The organism is Rhizobium sp. USDA 3886, assembly GCF_056279785.1.
On sequence record NZ_JBWCDC010000001.1, the window covers coordinates 2,513,007 to 2,528,094 of the forward strand.

Consider the following 15,088-nt stretch of genomic DNA (forward strand, 5'->3'; position numbering starts at 1 on the left):
ATCCATAATTCGCTTCCGACAAAACCAAACTCAAGGAATTGACGCAAGAAGCTAACAGCAGTATTGCAGCTTTATCCCGTGGTGATTTGGCCGGTCGGCTTGCAGCCACGTTAAAAAAGTGGCTAAAAAGACCGGGTATGAAACCGGTCTGCTTTTGCGGCCGGTTTTTTTGTTGTTTGAAGGTGGTGATGGCATGAGCAAGACTTGGCGCCCGGCAACTCAACTCGTTCACGGCGGAACCCTGCGCTCGCAATATGGCGAGACTTCGGAAGCGATCTTCCTGACGCAGGGTTTCGTCTACGATACGTCGGAAGCGGCTGAAGCCCGCTTCAAGGGCGAGACGGACGGCTTTATCTACGCCCGCTACGGAAGCCCGACCAACGACATGTTCGAAAAGCGGATGTGTGCGCTCGAAGGCGCCGAAGACGCCCGCGCCACCGCTTCTGGCATGGCTGCCGTCACCGCGGCGATCCTCTGCCAATTAAAGGCCGGCGACCATATCGTTGCCGCCCGTGCGCTCTTCGGCTCCTGCCGGTGGGTTGTCGAAACGCTGGCGCCGAAATACGGTATCGAATGCACGCTCATCGACGGCCGCTACCTCGAAAACTGGGAAAAGGCGATCCGTCCGGCGACGAAGGTCTTCTTCCTTGAAAGCCCGACGAACCCGACGCTGGAAGTGATCGATATCGCAGGTGTTGCCAAGCTCGCCAATCAGATCGGCGCGAAGGTGGTCGTCGACAACGTCTTTGCGACGCCGCTCTTCCAGAAGCCTCTGGAACTCGGCGCCCATATCGTCGTCTATTCCGCGACCAAGCATATCGACGGCCAGGGCCGCTGCCTCGGCGGCGTCGTGCTTTCCGACAAGGAATGGATCGACGAAAACCTGCACGACTACTTCCGCCATACAGGCCCGGCCATGTCGCCATTCAATGCCTGGACGCTTCTGAAGGGCATCGAAACGCTACCGCTGCGCGTCAAGCAGCAGACGGCAAGTGCGGCCACGATCGCCGACTTCCTCGCCGAGCAGAGGCAGGTGGCAAACGTGATCTATCCGGGGCGCAAGGACCATCCACAGGCCGACATCATCGCCAAGCAGATGTCCGGCGGCTCCACGCTCGTCGCATTCGAGCTGAAGGGCGGGAAGGAAGCCGCCTTCGCGTTGCAAAATGCGCTCGATATCATCAAAATCTCAAACAATCTCGGCGATTCCAAGAGCCTGATCACCCATCCGGCAACCACGACGCACAAGAACCTGACCGACGAAGCGCGCGCGGAACTTGGCATTTCCGCCGGCACGGTTCGCCTTTCGCTCGGCATCGAGGATGCAGAAGACCTCATCGAAGATTTCGCTCAGGCTCTTTCAAAGGTTAGGTCCTGAACTTGCAATAGCGACGGCCGGACCTTGCCGGCCCGGCCGGATGCTCCACCTAATAAATGGCGCAAGAGTCTTGCTTCAATGCGGAAATGAACTTTGATAATTAGGATTAATGTTCGAAACGACGTGTAATCACGCTGTTTGAAGGATGATGCATGTGCCGTTTCTTGACGGATCGAGCGCTGCATAAGATACGGGTAACATATCTTGGCTATGGTGTAAGGCATGTACCGCGCCCTCACACGAGATATCGAAGTCGTCGTCGAGCCCTTTTATCTGGAGGAGCAATCCGATCCGGACGACGATCGCTATGTCTGGGGCTACCGGATCGTTATCAGCAATAAATCGGACCTGACCGTGCGGCTCATCAATCGCTACTGGAACATCACCGATCAGAGCGGCATCGTGGACGAAGTGAGTGGCCCGGGCGTCGTGGGCGAGCAGCCCCGGCTGGAACCCGGCGATACCTACGAATACTCATCCGGCTGTCCGCTCGATACGCCCTCCGGCCTCATGTTCGGCCATTACCAGATGGAAACGGATGACGGAGAGCTTTTCGATGTCGAAATACCCGCCTTCTCGCTTGATTCCCCCGGGCTGCTCAGAGTGCTGAACTGATCATTCGGCAGCCGATGCGACCTCCACGACTTCAAAACGATAGGTCGTGGAGCAGAATTCGCAAGTGACGGCGATCTCGCCGTTCTCCTGACTGGCATCGATCTCTTCCTCAGAAAAGCCCTTCAGCACGTTCTTGATCTTGTCGCGCGAGCAACTGCAGCGATCGATGACTTCCCGGGTGCCGAAAACACGCACTCCGCGCTCGTGGAAGAGGCGGAAGAGCAGGCGTTCGATGCCGACCTGCGGATCCGTCAGTTCGTCCGCATCGATGGTGTCGACCAGCGCGCGCGCTTCGGTCCAGGCGTCGTCTTCCTTGTGTGCCAGCGCGGCGTTATCGCCGTCGCCGCCGTGGAGGTCGCGCTGACGCATACGCTCCGGCGCTTCCGGCAAGAATTGGGCAATGAGCCCGCCCGCCCGCCAGCGGTGGCGCGGCTGGCCCGCCTGGTCGCGATCGAGCAGTTCGGCGGCCGCCAGGCGGACGCGCGTCGGGATTTGCTCCGACTGTCGGAAATAGGTGCCGGCGATATCTTCGAGTGAGGTGCCGTCAAGCGCCACGATGCCCTGATAGGGCTGGCTGAACTTGCCCTGGTCGATAGTGAAAGCCAGCACGCCCTTGCCGAGAAGCTGTTCCGGCTCGGTTTCGCCGGCAGCGACCGCCTTGTCGAGCAAGGCCTGATCGAAGCGTGCATAGGCGCGTACGTTCTGCGGCGTCGAGAAATCGGCAACGAGAAGATCGACAGGGCCGTCGCCTTTTGTCTGCACCGTAAATTTGCCTTCGAACTTGAGGGACGTCCCGAGAAGTACCGTCAGCACGATGACTTCGGCAAGCAGCCGGGCGACGGGTGCAGGATAATGATGGCGCGCGAGGATCGCATCCAGCATAGGCCCGAGTTGGACGGCGCGGCCACGCACATCGAGGCCTTCTACCTGAAATGGGACTACGTGATCATCGCCAGCGAAATCGAACTCGCCGAGAGCCCTTGCAATTTCTGCCATGGTCTTACTCCTAGTAGTCCAGGCGGCGGACCAGAGGTCTTTTCGCCCGTGCCGCCACGAGGCCATCAGGCCAGACGTGACGCCCAGTATGGTTCAGATCGCGCCCAGGCACCATGCAAGAATCGACTTTTGCGCATGAAGACGGTTCTCCGCCTCATCGAAGACCACGGATTGCGGGCCATCGATCACATCGTCCGTCACTTCCTCGCCGCGATGGGCGGGCAGGCAATGCATGAACAATGCATCCTTGCCGGCCTTCGCCATCAAAGCCGAATTGACCTGATAGGGCTGGAAGACGTTGTGACCGCGGGCCCGATGTTCCTGATTCATGGAGACCCAGGTATCGGTTACCACACAATCGGCGCCTTCGACCGCACGGTCGGCGTCATGGCCAAGCATGATTTCGGCGCCCTCATTGCGAGCCCAGTTGAGATAGTGATCCTTGGGCTCGGAACCAAGAGGCACAGCCATATTCATGCGATAGCCAAAACGGGCCGCACCTTCGACCAGCGAGTGCAGCACGTTGTTGCCATCGCCGGTCCAGGCAATCGTCTTGCCCCTGATCGGACCGCGATGCTCCTCGAAGGTCATGATATCTGCCATGATCTGGCAGGGATGCGTGTCGTCCGTCAGCGCGTTGATGACCGGCACCGTCGCATGTTCGGCGAGCTCCAGCATGCGGTGGTGCTCCGTGGTGCGGACCATGATCGCATCGACATAGCGCGAGAGCACCTTGGCCGTATCGCCGATCGTCTCGGCGCGGCCAAGCTGCATCTCCGTGCCGGAGAGGAAAAGCGTTTCGCCACCGAGCTGACGCATGCCGACATCGAAGGAAACGCGTGTACGCGTAGAGGGTTTCTCGAAGATCATCGCCAACATCTTGCCCGCGAGCGGCTTATCGCCTTTGCCGGCCTTGAAGGCCTGCTTGCGGACGATCGCATCATCCATGATGGCTCTGAGATCGGATGCGGTTACCGCCGAGAGATCGAGAAAGTGTTTGGGGGAAGCCATGTCGTTCTTACCTGTATGCGCCTTGAGGGGCGTTATCCGTTCAAGCCGTCTTCCTGGTCTTTGCCGCGCGAATGCTTTCGGCAGCGCGCTCGACGCGGGCAAGGCCCTCGCGGGCTTCCTCCGCCGTGACGACCAGAGGTGGAAGGAGACGGATGACATTATCGCCCGCCGGAATGGCCAGAAGATGAGCAGCACGAATGGCCTGCAGCAGTTCGGAAGACGGGACGGCAGCCTTGATGCCGAGCATCAGGCCTTCGCCGCGCACATCTTCGATGATATCCGGATAGCGATCCTTCAGCGAGGCAAGGCCCTGGCGGAAGACGAGCGCCACATCGCGGACATGCTGCAGAAAGCCGTCGGCGAGGATGACGTCGAGCACCGCGCTGCCGACCGCCATGGCAAGCGGATTGCCGCCATAGGTGGAGCCATGCGTGCCGGCCTTCATGCCGGAGGCGGCATCCGCGGTCGCCAGGCAGGCGCCGAGCGGGAAGCCGCCGCCGATACCCTTCGCTACCGCCATGATATCCGGCGTGACGCCCGACCATTCGTGGGCAAAGAGTTTGCCGGTACGGCCAACGCCAGTCTGGACCTCATCGAGGATGAGCAGCAGACCCTTCTCATCGCAGATCTGGCGGAGTGCCTTCATGAACTCATGCGTCGCCGGACGGACACCGCCCTCGCCCTGCACCGGCTCTATGAGGATGCCGGCGGTCGCATCGGTGATCGCTGCGCGGACCGCCTCGATATCGCCGAAGGGGACCTGATCGAAGCCCGGCGCCTTCGGGCCGAAGCCCTCGAGATACTTCTCCTGACCGCCGGCGGCGATTGTCGCCAGCGTGCGGCCATGAAAGGCGCCTTCGAAGGTGATGATGTGGAAGCGCTCGGGATGACCGTTGGAATACTGATAGCGGCGCGCAGTCTTGATCGCGCATTCCAGCGCCTCGGCGCCGGAATTGGTGAAGAACACCTTGTCGGCGAAGGTGACGTCAGTCAGCCGCTTGGCAAGCGCTTCCTGGCCGGGAATTTCATAGATATTCGACAGGTGCCAAACCTTGTCGGCCTGCGCCTTCAGGGCTTCGACAACATGCGGATTGCCGTGGCCGACGGAAGTCACTGCAACGCCTGCGCCAAAATCCAGATATCGTTCGCCGCCTTCAGTGATCAGCCAAACGCCCTCACCTCGCTCGAACCGCAAAGGGGCGCGAGAATAGGTGTCATATAGCGGCGCGGCTTGAGCCATGGCGCGATCTCCTGTCATCGTTAGGGCAACCAGACTCCGGCTAAAAACCGGGTCCGAAAAATTAAAAATGCCGCCTTTCGGCGGCGAGTGCCACTATTGACGTTTCGCACCGCGATGTCAACAAAACTGCGGGCTTCGTGCGCCATGGGACCACCTCCCCGAACGAGGTCATTTATCAACAGCTAATGTTGCAGAAATGACTCGCTCGGGAAGCAAGTTGGGGAAAACTTGAAATTCGATTCATCCGGATTCCCGCGACTCTTGTCACGGAGTCAGCCTCACACTAGGTTAAAACTCAATTACTAGACTGCATGCGGCGGAACTAGTCACCACAATTGGTCAGGCGTTTCCTGCTTCGGATGTATCCGGAGCAAGGGTGGGGGATTCTGCCTTCACAACGCTAAACGGCGGAGACAGGGCATGAACTGGACAGACGAGCGAGTCGAAAAACTCAAAAAGCTTTGGTCCGAAGGACTGAGCGCGAGCCAGATCGCTGCGCAGCTCGGCGGAGTGAGCAGGAACGCGGTGATCGGCAAGGTCCACAGGCTTAGCCTTCCGGGCCGCGCCAAGGCCGGCGGCACCGCGGCGGCCGCACGCGCGCCGAAGCGTAATACCTCGGCTCCGCGCGCACCGAACTATGCATCGCGGATCGCGACCCGCACCGTCACGCGCCAGCAGGGCGCAACGATGCTCAAGGAAGAGATCGAAATCGATCTCATGGAGGAGGTAAACTATCGTCCGGCCGCAAACGTGGTCGTGCCGATCTCCCGCCGCCTCGGCCTGACGGAACTCACGGAACGCACCTGCAAGTGGCCGGTCGGCGATCCGCTGAAGGATGATTTCCACTTCTGCGGTTGCGATAGCCCGGACTCTTCACCCTACTGCAGCTATCATGCGCGCCTTGCCTATCAGCCGGTCAACGAGCGCCGCAGGACAGCAGCTCGCGCAAACTGAGCCGGATAAAAGACAAACGGAAACGGGCCTCGCGGGCCCGTTTTTTGATGTCCGGCAATGGAAGCGGCAATCAGGATTCCATGGAATATCCGGCACCGCGGACGGTGCGAATGACATCCTGCATGTTGGAGAAGTTCAGCGCCTTGCGCAGCCGGCCGACATGGACGTCCACAGTGCGCTCATCGACATAAATGTCGTGGCCCCAGACACCGTCCAGAAGCTGCGAACGCGAGAAAACGCGGCCGGGCGACGACATCAGGAATTCCAGGAGGCGGAATTCGGTGGGGCCGAGGCGAACTTCGCGGCTTTTGCGGTGAACACGATGCGTTTCGCGGTCGAGTTCGATGTCGCCGCATTTCAGCACCGTCGAGAGCACCTCAGGCTTGGCGCGGCGCAGCATCGCCCTGACGCGGGCAACGAGCTCCGGCGTCGAAAACGGCTTGACGACATAGTCGTCGGCGCCGGTCGAAAGGCCGCGGACGCGCTCGCTTTCCTCGCCGCGCGCCGTCAGCATGATGATCGGCAGGCGCTCGGTCTCCGGACGCATGCGCAGGCGGCGGCAAAGCTCTATGCCCGATACGCCCGGCAGCATCCAATCGAGGATCAAAAGGTCCGGCGTGCGCTCCTGAAGCCGGATTTCGGCCTCGTCGCCACGCAGGATGGTATCGACCTCGAAACCTTCGGCCTCAAGGTTATAGCGAAGAAGCACACTCAGTGCCTCTTCGTCTTCAACGACTGCAACTCTCGGGATCATTCGGTTCGGTCTCCTGAGGGCCGGTTCGGAATTGTCATTCCGTGACCGCGCCGACGGTGTTGGCAGTATCGTCCTTCGGACGTTCGCCTTCCGGCTGGGCGCCGGTCGCCATGTAATAGATCGTTTCGGCAATGTTGGTGGCATGGTCGCCGATGCGCTCGATGTTCTTGGCGCAGAAGAGAAGATGCGTGCAGCTGGTGATGTTGCGCGGATCTTCCATCATGTAGGTCAGAAGCTCGCGAAACAGCGAAGTGTACATCGCGTCGATTTCCTCGTCGCGCTCGCGGATCGACTTCGCCCTGTCGGCGGCACGGGTCGTATAGACGTCGAGCACTTCCTTGAGCTGGACGAGCGCCAGTTCGGAAAGATGCTCGAGGCCGCGGGCGAGCTTACGCGGAACGCCGGTGCTTTGCACCGCGATGACGCGCTTGGCCGTGTTCTTGCCGAGATCGCCGACGCGCTCAAGGTCGGCTGCGATACGGATCGAGCCCATGATCTCGCGAAGGTCGGAGGCCATCGGCTGGCGGCGGGCAATGGTGACGACCGCCTTGTCGCCGATCTCGCGTTCGGCATGATCGAGGATCACGTCGTCGGAGATGACCTTCTGGGCCAGAGCCGTATCGCCGTTGACAAGGGCGCGGACTGCGTCGGACACCATCTGCTCGGCAAGCCCACCCATTTCCGAGATGCGGCGGGTTAGGAACTTCAAATCGTCGTCATAGGCAGAAAAGATATGGGTCGATGCCATGGGAATTGTCCTTGAATAGCCTGAACGCCGCAACTCAGCCGAAGCGGCCCATGATGTAATCCTGGGTGCGGGGGTCGTCCGGGTTGGTGAACATCTTGTCGGTGTCGTTCTCCTCGACGAGATTGCCGAGGTGGAACATAGCGGTCCGCTGCGAAACGCGGGCCGCCTGTTGCATCGAGTGCGTCACGATGACGATGGTGAAGTTCTCGCGCAGCTCATGGATCAGCTCTTCGACCTTGGCAGTCGCAATCGGATCGAGCGCCGAGCACGGTTCGTCCATCAGGATGACTTCCGGGCTCACGGCAACGGCACGCGCGATGCACAGACGCTGCTGCTGGCCACCGGACAGGCCGGTGCCGGATTCATGCAGGCGATCCTTGACTTCGTTCCAAAGGCCGGCGCGCTGCAGCGACTGCTCGACGATCTGGTCCAAGTCCGCCTTCGACTTCGCCAGGCCATGGATACGTGGCCCGTAGCTGACGTTCTCGTAGATCGTCTTCGGGAACGGGTTCGGTTTCTGGAAGACCATGCCGACGCGGGCGCGGAGCTCCACGACGTCGATATCCGGATCGTAGATATCCTCGCCATCAAGCGTGATCTTGCCTGTCACGCGGCAGTTGTCGATCGTATCGTTCATGCGGTTCAGGCTGCGCAGGAAGGTAGACTTGCCGCAGCCGGAGGGGCCGATGAGCGCGGTAACCGTGTTCTCGCGGATGTTTAGCTTCACGTCGAAAAGCGCACGCTTATCGCCGTAGTAGACCGACACGTCCTGGCCGATCATCTTGTACGGGATCGTATTCATTTTCTGGTCCAGAGCCTTCTCAACTGCTGCTTCAGTCAACATGTTCATGACTATGTACTCCGTTTACCAGCGACGCTCAAAGCGCCGGCGCAAGAGGATGGCTCCGAGGTTCATGACGATCAGGAACAGGAGCAGGACGATAATGGCGCCAGACGTGCGCTCGACGAAGGCGCGTTCGGCTTCGTTGGCCCACATGTAGACCTGTACCGGCAGCGCCGTGGACGGGTCGAGCGGGGTGCTCGGCGCGCTGGCGACGAAGGCGACCATGCCGATCAGGAGAAGCGGTGCGGTTTCTCCGAGCGCGTGTGCCAAACCGATGATCGTGCCGGTCAAAATACCGGGCATCGCAAGCGGCAGGACGTGGTGGAACACCATCTGCATCTTCGAGGCGCCGAGGCCGAGAGCCGCCGCGCGGATCGACGGCGGGACAGCGCGCAGTGCTGCGCGGGTGGCGATGATGATCGTCGGCAGCGTCATAAGCGTCAGCACCAAACCGCCGACCAGTGGGGCCGAGCGTGGCAGGCCGGCGAAGTTGATGAAAACAGAAAGACCGAGCAGACCGTAGACGATCGAGGGAACGGCAGCGAGGTTGTTGATGTTCACCTCGATCAGGTCCGTCACCTTGTTCTTGGTCGCGAATTCCTCAAGGTAGATCGAGGTGCCAACGCCGATCGGCAGCGACAGAACGAGAACGATCAGCATCAGGTAGAGCGAGCCGACAAGAGCGACGCCGAGGCCGGCGGCTTCAGGACGGCTGGAGTTGCCATGGGTGAAAAGTCCGGTGTTGAACTCCTTGAAAAGCGCTCCGTTCGTCTTCAGCTCGTTCATCCAGCCGACCTGCTTGTCGTTCACCTTACGGTTCTTCTCATCGACGGCAAGGTCGATCTGGCCCTTGTTGGCGCTGTCGACATTGGCGTCGGCCAGAACGGTCACATTGACGGTCTTGCCGATGATCGACGGGTCGGCGACAACCATGTCACGCAACTGGATCGGCGCGCTCTTGGAGAGCATCGCCGTCGCCTCACGGACATCCGGGCGGCTGGAGGCGTTGATGTTCAACTCCTTGACAAGCGCATCACGCAGCAGCGCGCCGTAATTGGCTGCAATCAGCACCGACGGATCGGTGGCCCGCTTGTTATCCGGGTCGATGGTCTTTTCAGTAAATTCGACCGGAAGCGAGATCACCGTCTGCTGGAAGGCAGTGTAGCCGTTGCGGATGACCGTCGACAGCAGGAACGCCAGGAAAATCAGGCCGAAGGAGATAGCGGCAATGCCATAGGCCCTGAAACGGCGCTCCGCAGCATAACGGCGCTTGATGCCGATATCGCGGCGCTCTGGCGCCTTGGAAATGGTGCCTGCAATGGGGGAAACAATATTCGTCATTCGTACTGCTCCCGGTATTTGCGCACGATGTAGAGCGCGTAGATATTAAGGCAAAGCGTGATGAAGAAGAGCGTGATGCCGAGCGCGAAGGCGACCAGCGTCTGCGGCGAGGTGAATTCAAGGTCGCCGGTCAGCTGGTTGACGATCTTGACGGTCACCGTGGTCATCGGCTCGAAGGGATTGATCTGTATACGCGCAGCGACACCGGCGGCCAGCACGACGATCATGGTTTCGCCGATGGCGCGTGAGGCCGTCATCAGGAGTGCGCCGACGATGCCCGGCAGAGCTGCCGGAAGCACCACCTTCTTGATCGTTTCCGAGCGCGTGGCGCCGAGGCCCAGCGAACCATCACGCAGCGCGCGCGGCACCGCGGTGATGATGTCGTCCGACAGCGAGGAAACGTAGGGGATCAGCATGATGCCCATGACGATACCGGCCGTCAGAACGCTCTGCGCCTGAATGAAGTTGCCGTAATTGCCGGTGAGAAGGCCGTTCACTTGCGCAGACAGATCGCGCAGGAACGGGCCGACGGTAACAAGGGCAAAGAAGCCGTAGACGATGGTCGGGATACCGGCCAGAACTTCAAGAAGAGGCTTGGCGAGCGATCGAACCTTCGGAGCAGCATATTCAGCCATATAGATGGCGGCGAAAAGGCCAACCGGCACTGCGACCAGCATGGCAACAAAGCCGATATAAAGCGTGCCGAGCAGCAGCGGGATGAGGCCGAACTGACCGAAAGACGAGCCGCCTGCGCCGGCAAAACGCGGATCCCAGACCGTGCCGAAGAAGAAGTCGGTTGCCGGAACCGTTGCGAAGAAGCGGATGGCTTCGGACAGCATCGAAAAAACGATGCCGACCGTGGTCAGGATCGCAATGGATGATGCAACGAGAAGTGCCCAGAGCATAACACGCTCGACACGGTTGCGAGCCCGGAAGCGCGGCGCAATACCACGAAGCGCATAGAATGCGCCGCCGAGAGCGAGCACGAAGACAACCGCGGTCATGATCATGCGGCTGCCTGCGGCTTTGGCATTCAGTGTCTTCGCTGCATCGATCATGAAAGGCTGCGGCTCACCGGCGAGCGGAACACCCTTCCCGTTGAGCTTTGCCTGAATGGCTGCGGTATCGGAACCGAGCACACTGATCTCATCTGACGTCAACAGGTTCATGCCGCGGGCGATGGTCGCGACCATGCTGTAGCTCAGATCCTGTTCTGCGGCGGTCTTCGCCTTCACGTCGTCGGGGAAAGCGTCGCGGACAGCGGATTCGACGATCCCCGGGCTTGCGGCGAGCCAGATGCAGAGAATGATAAGCGCAGGGAGAGTCGACCAGATGGCTGCGTAGGCACCGTAGTAGCCCGGCCGCGAATGAAGCGCGGACGGCTTGCCGCCGGCAAGCGCCATGGCACGGCTGCGAGCGGCCACATAGGCCAGCGCGCCAAGCACCACGAGACACAAGAGTATGATGGATGTGCTCATTCGTTACGTCCCCAGGCTCACGACCCAAAAGCACCCGCAGACCATCCTGCGCGGCTTCCCAATCATGGAGAAACTTGAAACCCTGCCGCCACTAGGCAAGGGGCAGAAGCAGTCGAATAAAATGCCGGCGCGGCCTCAGGCACCGCGCCGGCACAACCCATTACATGGTCTTTTCGGCTTCGACGTTCTTGCGGATCTCTTCGCGCTCTGCATCCGGAGCAGCGACGAGGCCGTATTCGACGAGCGGGCCATCAGGACCGATCATCTGGTCGGAGACGAAGAAGTTCACGTATTCCTTCAGGCCCGGAACGGCGCCGAGATGTGCCTTCTTGACGTAGAAGAACAGCGGGCGGGAAACCGGATAGGTGCCGTTGGAGATTGTTTCGGTCGACGGAACGACGCCGTTGACAGTTGCAACCTTCAGCTTGTCGGCATTGTTTTCATAGAAGGAGAGGCCGAATACGCCGACGCCGGTCTTGTTGGCGGCGATGCGAGACAGGGTTTCCGTGTAGTCGCCATCGATGTCAACGGCGGCGCCGTCCTTGCGAACTGCGACGCAAGCCTTAGCCTGGGCAGCCTTGTCGGAGATTTCCTTGGCGATAACGTCGGTCGCGCCCGAAGCCTTGCAACCTGCGGCAAGAACCTTTTCTTCGAAGACTTCGCGCGTGCCGTGCTTTTCGCCCGGAATGTAGGCGGCGATTTCAACGTCGGGAAGGTTCGGGTTTACTTCCGACCACTTCTTGTAGGGGTTGGCGACGAGCTTGCCGTCGACGACGACCTGAGCGACGAGCGCCTTGTAGATGTCTGCCGGAACGTAGGCGACGTCCGAGTTGGCGGTGTCAGTTGCGAAGACGATGCCGTCATAACCGATCTTGACTTCCTGGATATCCGTTACGCCGGCTTTCTTGCATGCCTCGACTTCACTATCCTTGATTGACCGCGAAGAGTTCGCGATGTCGATCGTGTCTTCACCGACACCCTTGCAGAACTCCTTGAGGCCTGCGCCCGAGCCGCCGGATTCGACGATCGGCGTCTTAAAGTTCGAGAACGTTTCGCCGAAGGATTCGGCAACAATCTTCGCATAAGGCAGGACGGTGGACGAGCCGGCGACCTGAATCTGGTCACGGGCGGCGGCGGCGCCTGCGAAGGCGACGGTGGCAGCGAGTGCTGCAACGGTTAGCTTAAGAGTGTTCATCAAAATCTCCCGGCATGGGCTTGTGTGAGCAGGGCCCCGGGCCCTCGCGTTGCCTTTTTCATCGGCAGCATCTCTTTACTGCCTGATGCCAGGAGCTTTTATGTCATTTTGATGAAACATTTATGACAGTTTATGTAATTGATTTTAAACAGGAAAACCACATCCACCGACCGACGTTCTTCAGTTTTATGTCAAAAACGCACGGTGAAGTCCGTTCCCCTGCCGATTTCGGACTTGACGATCAGCCGTGCGCGGTGGCGCGTCAGGATATGCTTGACGATCGCGAGCCCAAGGCCGGTGCCTTTTTTGGAGCGGCTATCTTCGATATTGACGCGATAAAAGCGCTCCGTGAGGCGCGGTACATGCTCGGCAGGGATGCCCGGCCCCTTGTCAGCGATGCTGACTTCAACCGCCTCACCAGGCGCGTTTTTGACGCGAACATCGACGACCTTGCCCTCCTGGCCGTACTTGCACGCATTCTCCATGAGATTTTCAAAAACCTGGACCAATTCGTCGCGGTCTCCGAGAACCTCCGCCTTGCCTTCCGGCAGGTGCAGGTTGATCTCGACGCCCACCTCCTTGGCGAGCGGCGCGAGCGAATCCCTGACGTGGCCGAGCAGCGGCACGAGATCGACCTTCTCGTCCGGTGCGATGTGCGACTTGAGCTCGAGACGGGAAAGCGAGAGGAGATCGTCGACGAGGCGGCTCATGCGGGTCGTCTGGTCGAACATGATGCCCAGGAAGCGCTCCTGCGCCTTCGGATCATTCTTTGCCGGACCCTGGATGGTCTCGATGAAACCGCGGAGCGACGCAAGCGGGGTCCTGAGCTCATGGCTGGCATTGGCGACGAAATCCGACCGCATGCGATCGATGCGCCGCACTTCGGAAATATCGCGGAAGGAGAGCAGAAAGAGGCGCTCGCCGCTCCCCGCGCCATCGAAATCGATCGGCGCACTGCGCACGATATAGACGCGCTCCGACGGCAGGCGCTCGGAATGCTCGATCTGATTGGGGGCATTGGTGGCGATTGTCTCGCTGACCATGTCCAGAATGCCGGGCGAGCGCAGGCGGGCAGAAATATGCGCCCCGATCAGGACTTCACCAAAGGCCTTTTCCGCGGCGCGATTCTGGAAGAGAACCGAGGCGTCGCCCGAAAGGAGCATCACGGGAATGTCGAGGCCGGCCAGCGTCGCGGAGACGGCGGGCACCAGGCTTGCGGGGGCCTCGGGTTCGATTTCCGGCGCCTCCGCAAGCTTGGCCTGCACTGCTGGCATGCTGTTTAGCAGCACAATGGCGATCATGAAGACAACGAGCGCCAGCACTGCCCACTTGTTCATGCCGGCCGCAAGTGCAATGAGGCCAATGACGATCGCCGCAAGCAGGACCGTTCGCTGCTGCCGGATGCGGGCCATGAGCCCCGTTGTCCATGGCGTTTCGTCTTCCAAGTGTGCCTCGTGCGCCGCAAATCGAGTCGTTCTTATGGTTTCGAACTTTGCCTGATAGCCGGGATTCATGACAGAAGTTTTCAGTTACTGCCACTAATCGCAAAAGCTGCAACCGAAACGCACAGAAATTTCCCTCTCTCGATGGATTTGATTTTCAACGGAAAATATGATCGCCTGCAAGGAAAGCCACAGCCGGAGGAGGATATATGGCCGAAGCTGTAGAAAGCCGCGCGGTTGAACTGGACATCAGGGCCAAGAAACGCGTCTTCGATGTCGACGATCCGGCGCTTCCGGATTGGATCGATGAATGGGCGCTGGAATCCGGGGAGTTCCCTTACAAGAAAAAGCTGAAAGAGGAAGAGTACCTCGAAGAGCTGGAAAAGTTGCAGATCGAACTGGTCAAAGTGCAGTTCTGGCTGCAAGCAACTGGCAAACGGGTGATGGCGCTCTTCGAAGGCCGCGATGCGGCTGGTAAGGGCGGCGCGATATCGGCCTCCTCCGCCCACATGAACCCGCGCCTTGCCCGCGTCGTCGCACTCGCCAAGCCAAACGACCGCGAACTCGGCCAATGGTATTTTCAGCGCTACATCGCGCAGTTTCCGACGGCCGGCGAGTTCGTTCTCTTCGACCGTTCCTGGTACAACCGCGCGGGCGTCGAGCCGGTCATGGGGTTTTGCACACCGAAGCAATATGAGGATTTTCTCAAGCAGGCGCCGCAGCTGGAAAAGATCATTGCCCACGAAGGTATTCACTTCTTCAAGTTCTATCTGGATATCGGCCGCGAAATGCAGCTGAAGCGCTTCCACGACCGCAGACACGACCCGCTGAAGATGTGGAAGCTGTCCTCGATGGATATCGCGGCGCTCACCAAATGGGGCGACTACAGCGAGAAACGCGACCGGATGCTTAAGGAAACGCACACGGAATTTGCGCCGTGGACGGTCATCCGAGCCAACGACAAACGGCGGGCGCGGGTCAACCTCATCCGTCACATGCTGAAGAAAATGGATTACGACGGCAAGGACGAAAAGGCGATCGGCGATCTCGACGACAAGATCATCGGCGCAGGGTCCGGCTTTCTGAAATAAT

At 59.9% G+C, this 15,088-nt stretch carries 14 protein-coding genes and 1 riboswitch; of the genes, 4 read left to right on the forward strand and 10 right to left on the reverse strand.

All coding sequences use genetic code 11. The features are described from left to right. The first annotated feature begins 68 nt into the window (after positions 1-68). Positions 69-147, forward strand: a riboswitch (SAM riboswitch). A 46-nt stretch (positions 148-193) separates the two neighbouring features. Then, positions 194-1,378 carry an O-succinylhomoserine sulfhydrylase gene (locus ACZ9BX_RS12910; protein WP_476218355.1) on the forward strand — a complete coding sequence of 395 codons (1,185 nt, stop codon included), beginning with the start codon at positions 194-196 and terminating at the stop codon, positions 1,376-1,378. Between the two features lie 222 nt (positions 1,379-1,600). Beyond that, the gene (apaG, locus tag ACZ9BX_RS12915; RefSeq protein WP_027510700.1) at positions 1,601-1,993 is read left to right on the forward strand and encodes a Co2+/Mg2+ efflux protein ApaG; all 393 of its coding nucleotides are present in this window, start codon (positions 1,601-1,603) and stop codon (positions 1,991-1,993) included. On the opposite strand, the gene ACZ9BX_RS12920 is transcribed toward apaG, so the two are convergent. The 3 genes from ACZ9BX_RS12920 to ACZ9BX_RS12930 all read right to left on the reverse strand — a co-directional run bounded on the left by ACZ9BX_RS12920 (position 1,994) and on the right by ACZ9BX_RS12930 (position 5,240). Then, positions 1,994-2,989 (reverse strand): Hsp33 family molecular chaperone, encoded by a 996-nt coding sequence (locus ACZ9BX_RS12920; RefSeq protein ID WP_476218357.1) that lies wholly within the window; start codon positions 2,987-2,989, stop codon positions 1,994-1,996. Between the two features lie 93 nt (positions 2,990-3,082). Beyond that, positions 3,083-4,000: an ornithine carbamoyltransferase gene (gene argF, locus ACZ9BX_RS12925; protein ID WP_027510702.1), complete on the reverse strand. Its 918-nt coding sequence runs from the start codon at positions 3,998-4,000 to the stop codon at positions 3,083-3,085. A gap of 40 nt (positions 4,001-4,040) precedes the next feature. Beyond that, the gene (locus tag ACZ9BX_RS12930) at positions 4,041-5,240 is read right to left on the reverse strand and encodes an acetylornithine transaminase (RefSeq protein ID WP_476218359.1); all 1,200 of its coding nucleotides are present in this window, start codon (positions 5,238-5,240) and stop codon (positions 4,041-4,043) included. Between the two features lie 420 nt (positions 5,241-5,660). On the opposite strand from ACZ9BX_RS12930, the gene ACZ9BX_RS12935 reads away from it, so the two are divergent. After that, a complete protein-coding gene (locus ACZ9BX_RS12935; protein WP_476218361.1) occupies positions 5,661-6,194 on the forward strand; it encodes a GcrA family cell cycle regulator in 534 nt (177 codons plus the stop codon). A gap of 70 nt (positions 6,195-6,264) precedes the next feature. On the opposite strand, the gene phoB is transcribed toward ACZ9BX_RS12935, so the two are convergent. The 7 genes from phoB to phoR form a co-directional block, all read right to left on the reverse strand. Then, the gene (phoB, locus tag ACZ9BX_RS12940; RefSeq protein WP_027510705.1) at positions 6,265-6,948 is read right to left on the reverse strand and encodes a phosphate regulon transcriptional regulator PhoB; all 684 of its coding nucleotides are present in this window, start codon (positions 6,946-6,948) and stop codon (positions 6,265-6,267) included. A 34-nt stretch (positions 6,949-6,982) separates the two neighbouring features. Continuing rightward, complete coding sequence (phoU, locus tag ACZ9BX_RS12945) at positions 6,983-7,696, reverse strand: phosphate signaling complex protein PhoU (protein ID WP_027510706.1); 714 nt, start codon at positions 7,694-7,696, stop codon at positions 6,983-6,985. Between the two features lie 34 nt (positions 7,697-7,730). Further along, a complete protein-coding gene (gene pstB / locus ACZ9BX_RS12950) occupies positions 7,731-8,546 on the reverse strand; it encodes a phosphate ABC transporter ATP-binding protein PstB (RefSeq protein ID WP_027510707.1) in 816 nt (271 codons plus the stop codon). A 15-nt stretch (positions 8,547-8,561) separates the two neighbouring features. After that, entirely contained in the window at positions 8,562-9,881 is a 1,320-nt protein-coding gene (gene pstA, locus ACZ9BX_RS12955; protein WP_476218365.1) for a phosphate ABC transporter permease PstA, read from the reverse strand. Beyond that, positions 9,878-11,359 (reverse strand): phosphate ABC transporter permease subunit PstC, encoded by a 1,482-nt coding sequence (pstC, locus tag ACZ9BX_RS12960; protein WP_476218367.1) that lies wholly within the window; start codon positions 11,357-11,359, stop codon positions 9,878-9,880. The genes pstA and pstC overlap by 4 nt, the downstream gene beginning before the upstream one ends. 160 nt (positions 11,360-11,519) lie before the next feature. Then, positions 11,520-12,554, reverse strand: coding sequence for a substrate-binding domain-containing protein (locus ACZ9BX_RS12965; protein ID WP_476218368.1), 1,035 nt, complete (start codon positions 12,552-12,554; stop codon positions 11,520-11,522). A 191-nt stretch (positions 12,555-12,745) separates the two neighbouring features. Continuing rightward, positions 12,746-13,966 (reverse strand): phosphate regulon sensor histidine kinase PhoR, encoded by a 1,221-nt coding sequence (gene phoR / locus ACZ9BX_RS12970; RefSeq protein WP_476219994.1) that lies wholly within the window; start codon positions 13,964-13,966, stop codon positions 12,746-12,748. A 239-nt stretch (positions 13,967-14,205) separates the two neighbouring features. Between phoR and ppk2 the strand changes: the two genes are divergently transcribed. Next, positions 14,206-15,087 (forward strand): polyphosphate kinase 2, encoded by an 882-nt coding sequence (ppk2, locus tag ACZ9BX_RS12975; protein ID WP_476218370.1) that lies wholly within the window; start codon positions 14,206-14,208, stop codon positions 15,085-15,087. Position 15,088: the final 1 nt, after the last annotated feature.

Coding starts and splice junctions, on each gene's coding strand:
- ACZ9BX_RS12910 (WP_476218355.1), top strand. CDS start 194: ATGAGCAAGACTTGGCGCCCGGCAACTCAACTCGTTCACGGCGGAACC.
- apaG (WP_027510700.1), top strand. CDS start 1,601: ATGTACCGCGCCCTCACACGAGATATCGAAGTCGTCGTCGAGCCCTTT.
- ACZ9BX_RS12920 (WP_476218357.1), bottom strand. CDS start 2,989: ATGGCAGAAATTGCAAGGGCTCTCGGCGAGTTCGATTTCGCTGGCGAT.
- argF (WP_027510702.1), bottom strand. CDS start 4,000: ATGGCTTCCCCCAAACACTTTCTCGATCTCTCGGCGGTAACCGCATCC.
- ACZ9BX_RS12930 (WP_476218359.1), bottom strand. CDS start 5,240: ATGGCTCAAGCCGCGCCGCTATATGACACCTATTCTCGCGCCCCTTTG.
- ACZ9BX_RS12935 (WP_476218361.1), top strand. CDS start 5,661: ATGAACTGGACAGACGAGCGAGTCGAAAAACTCAAAAAGCTTTGGTCC.
- phoB (WP_027510705.1), bottom strand. CDS start 6,948: ATGATCCCGAGAGTTGCAGTCGTTGAAGACGAAGAGGCACTGAGTGTG.
- phoU (WP_027510706.1), bottom strand. CDS start 7,696: ATGGCATCGACCCATATCTTTTCTGCCTATGACGACGATTTGAAGTTC.
- pstB (WP_027510707.1), bottom strand. CDS start 8,546: ATGAACATGTTGACTGAAGCAGCAGTTGAGAAGGCTCTGGACCAGAAA.
- pstA (WP_476218365.1), bottom strand. CDS start 9,881: ATGACGAATATTGTTTCCCCCATTGCAGGCACCATTTCCAAGGCGCCA.
- pstC (WP_476218367.1), bottom strand. CDS start 11,359: ATGAGCACATCCATCATACTCTTGTGTCTCGTGGTGCTTGGCGCGCTG.
- ACZ9BX_RS12965 (WP_476218368.1), bottom strand. CDS start 12,554: ATGAACACTCTTAAGCTAACCGTTGCAGCACTCGCTGCCACCGTCGCC.
- phoR (WP_476219994.1), bottom strand. CDS start 13,966: ATGGCCCGCATCCGGCAGCAGCGAACGGTCCTGCTTGCGGCGATCGTC.
- ppk2 (WP_476218370.1), top strand. CDS start 14,206: ATGGCCGAAGCTGTAGAAAGCCGCGCGGTTGAACTGGACATCAGGGCC.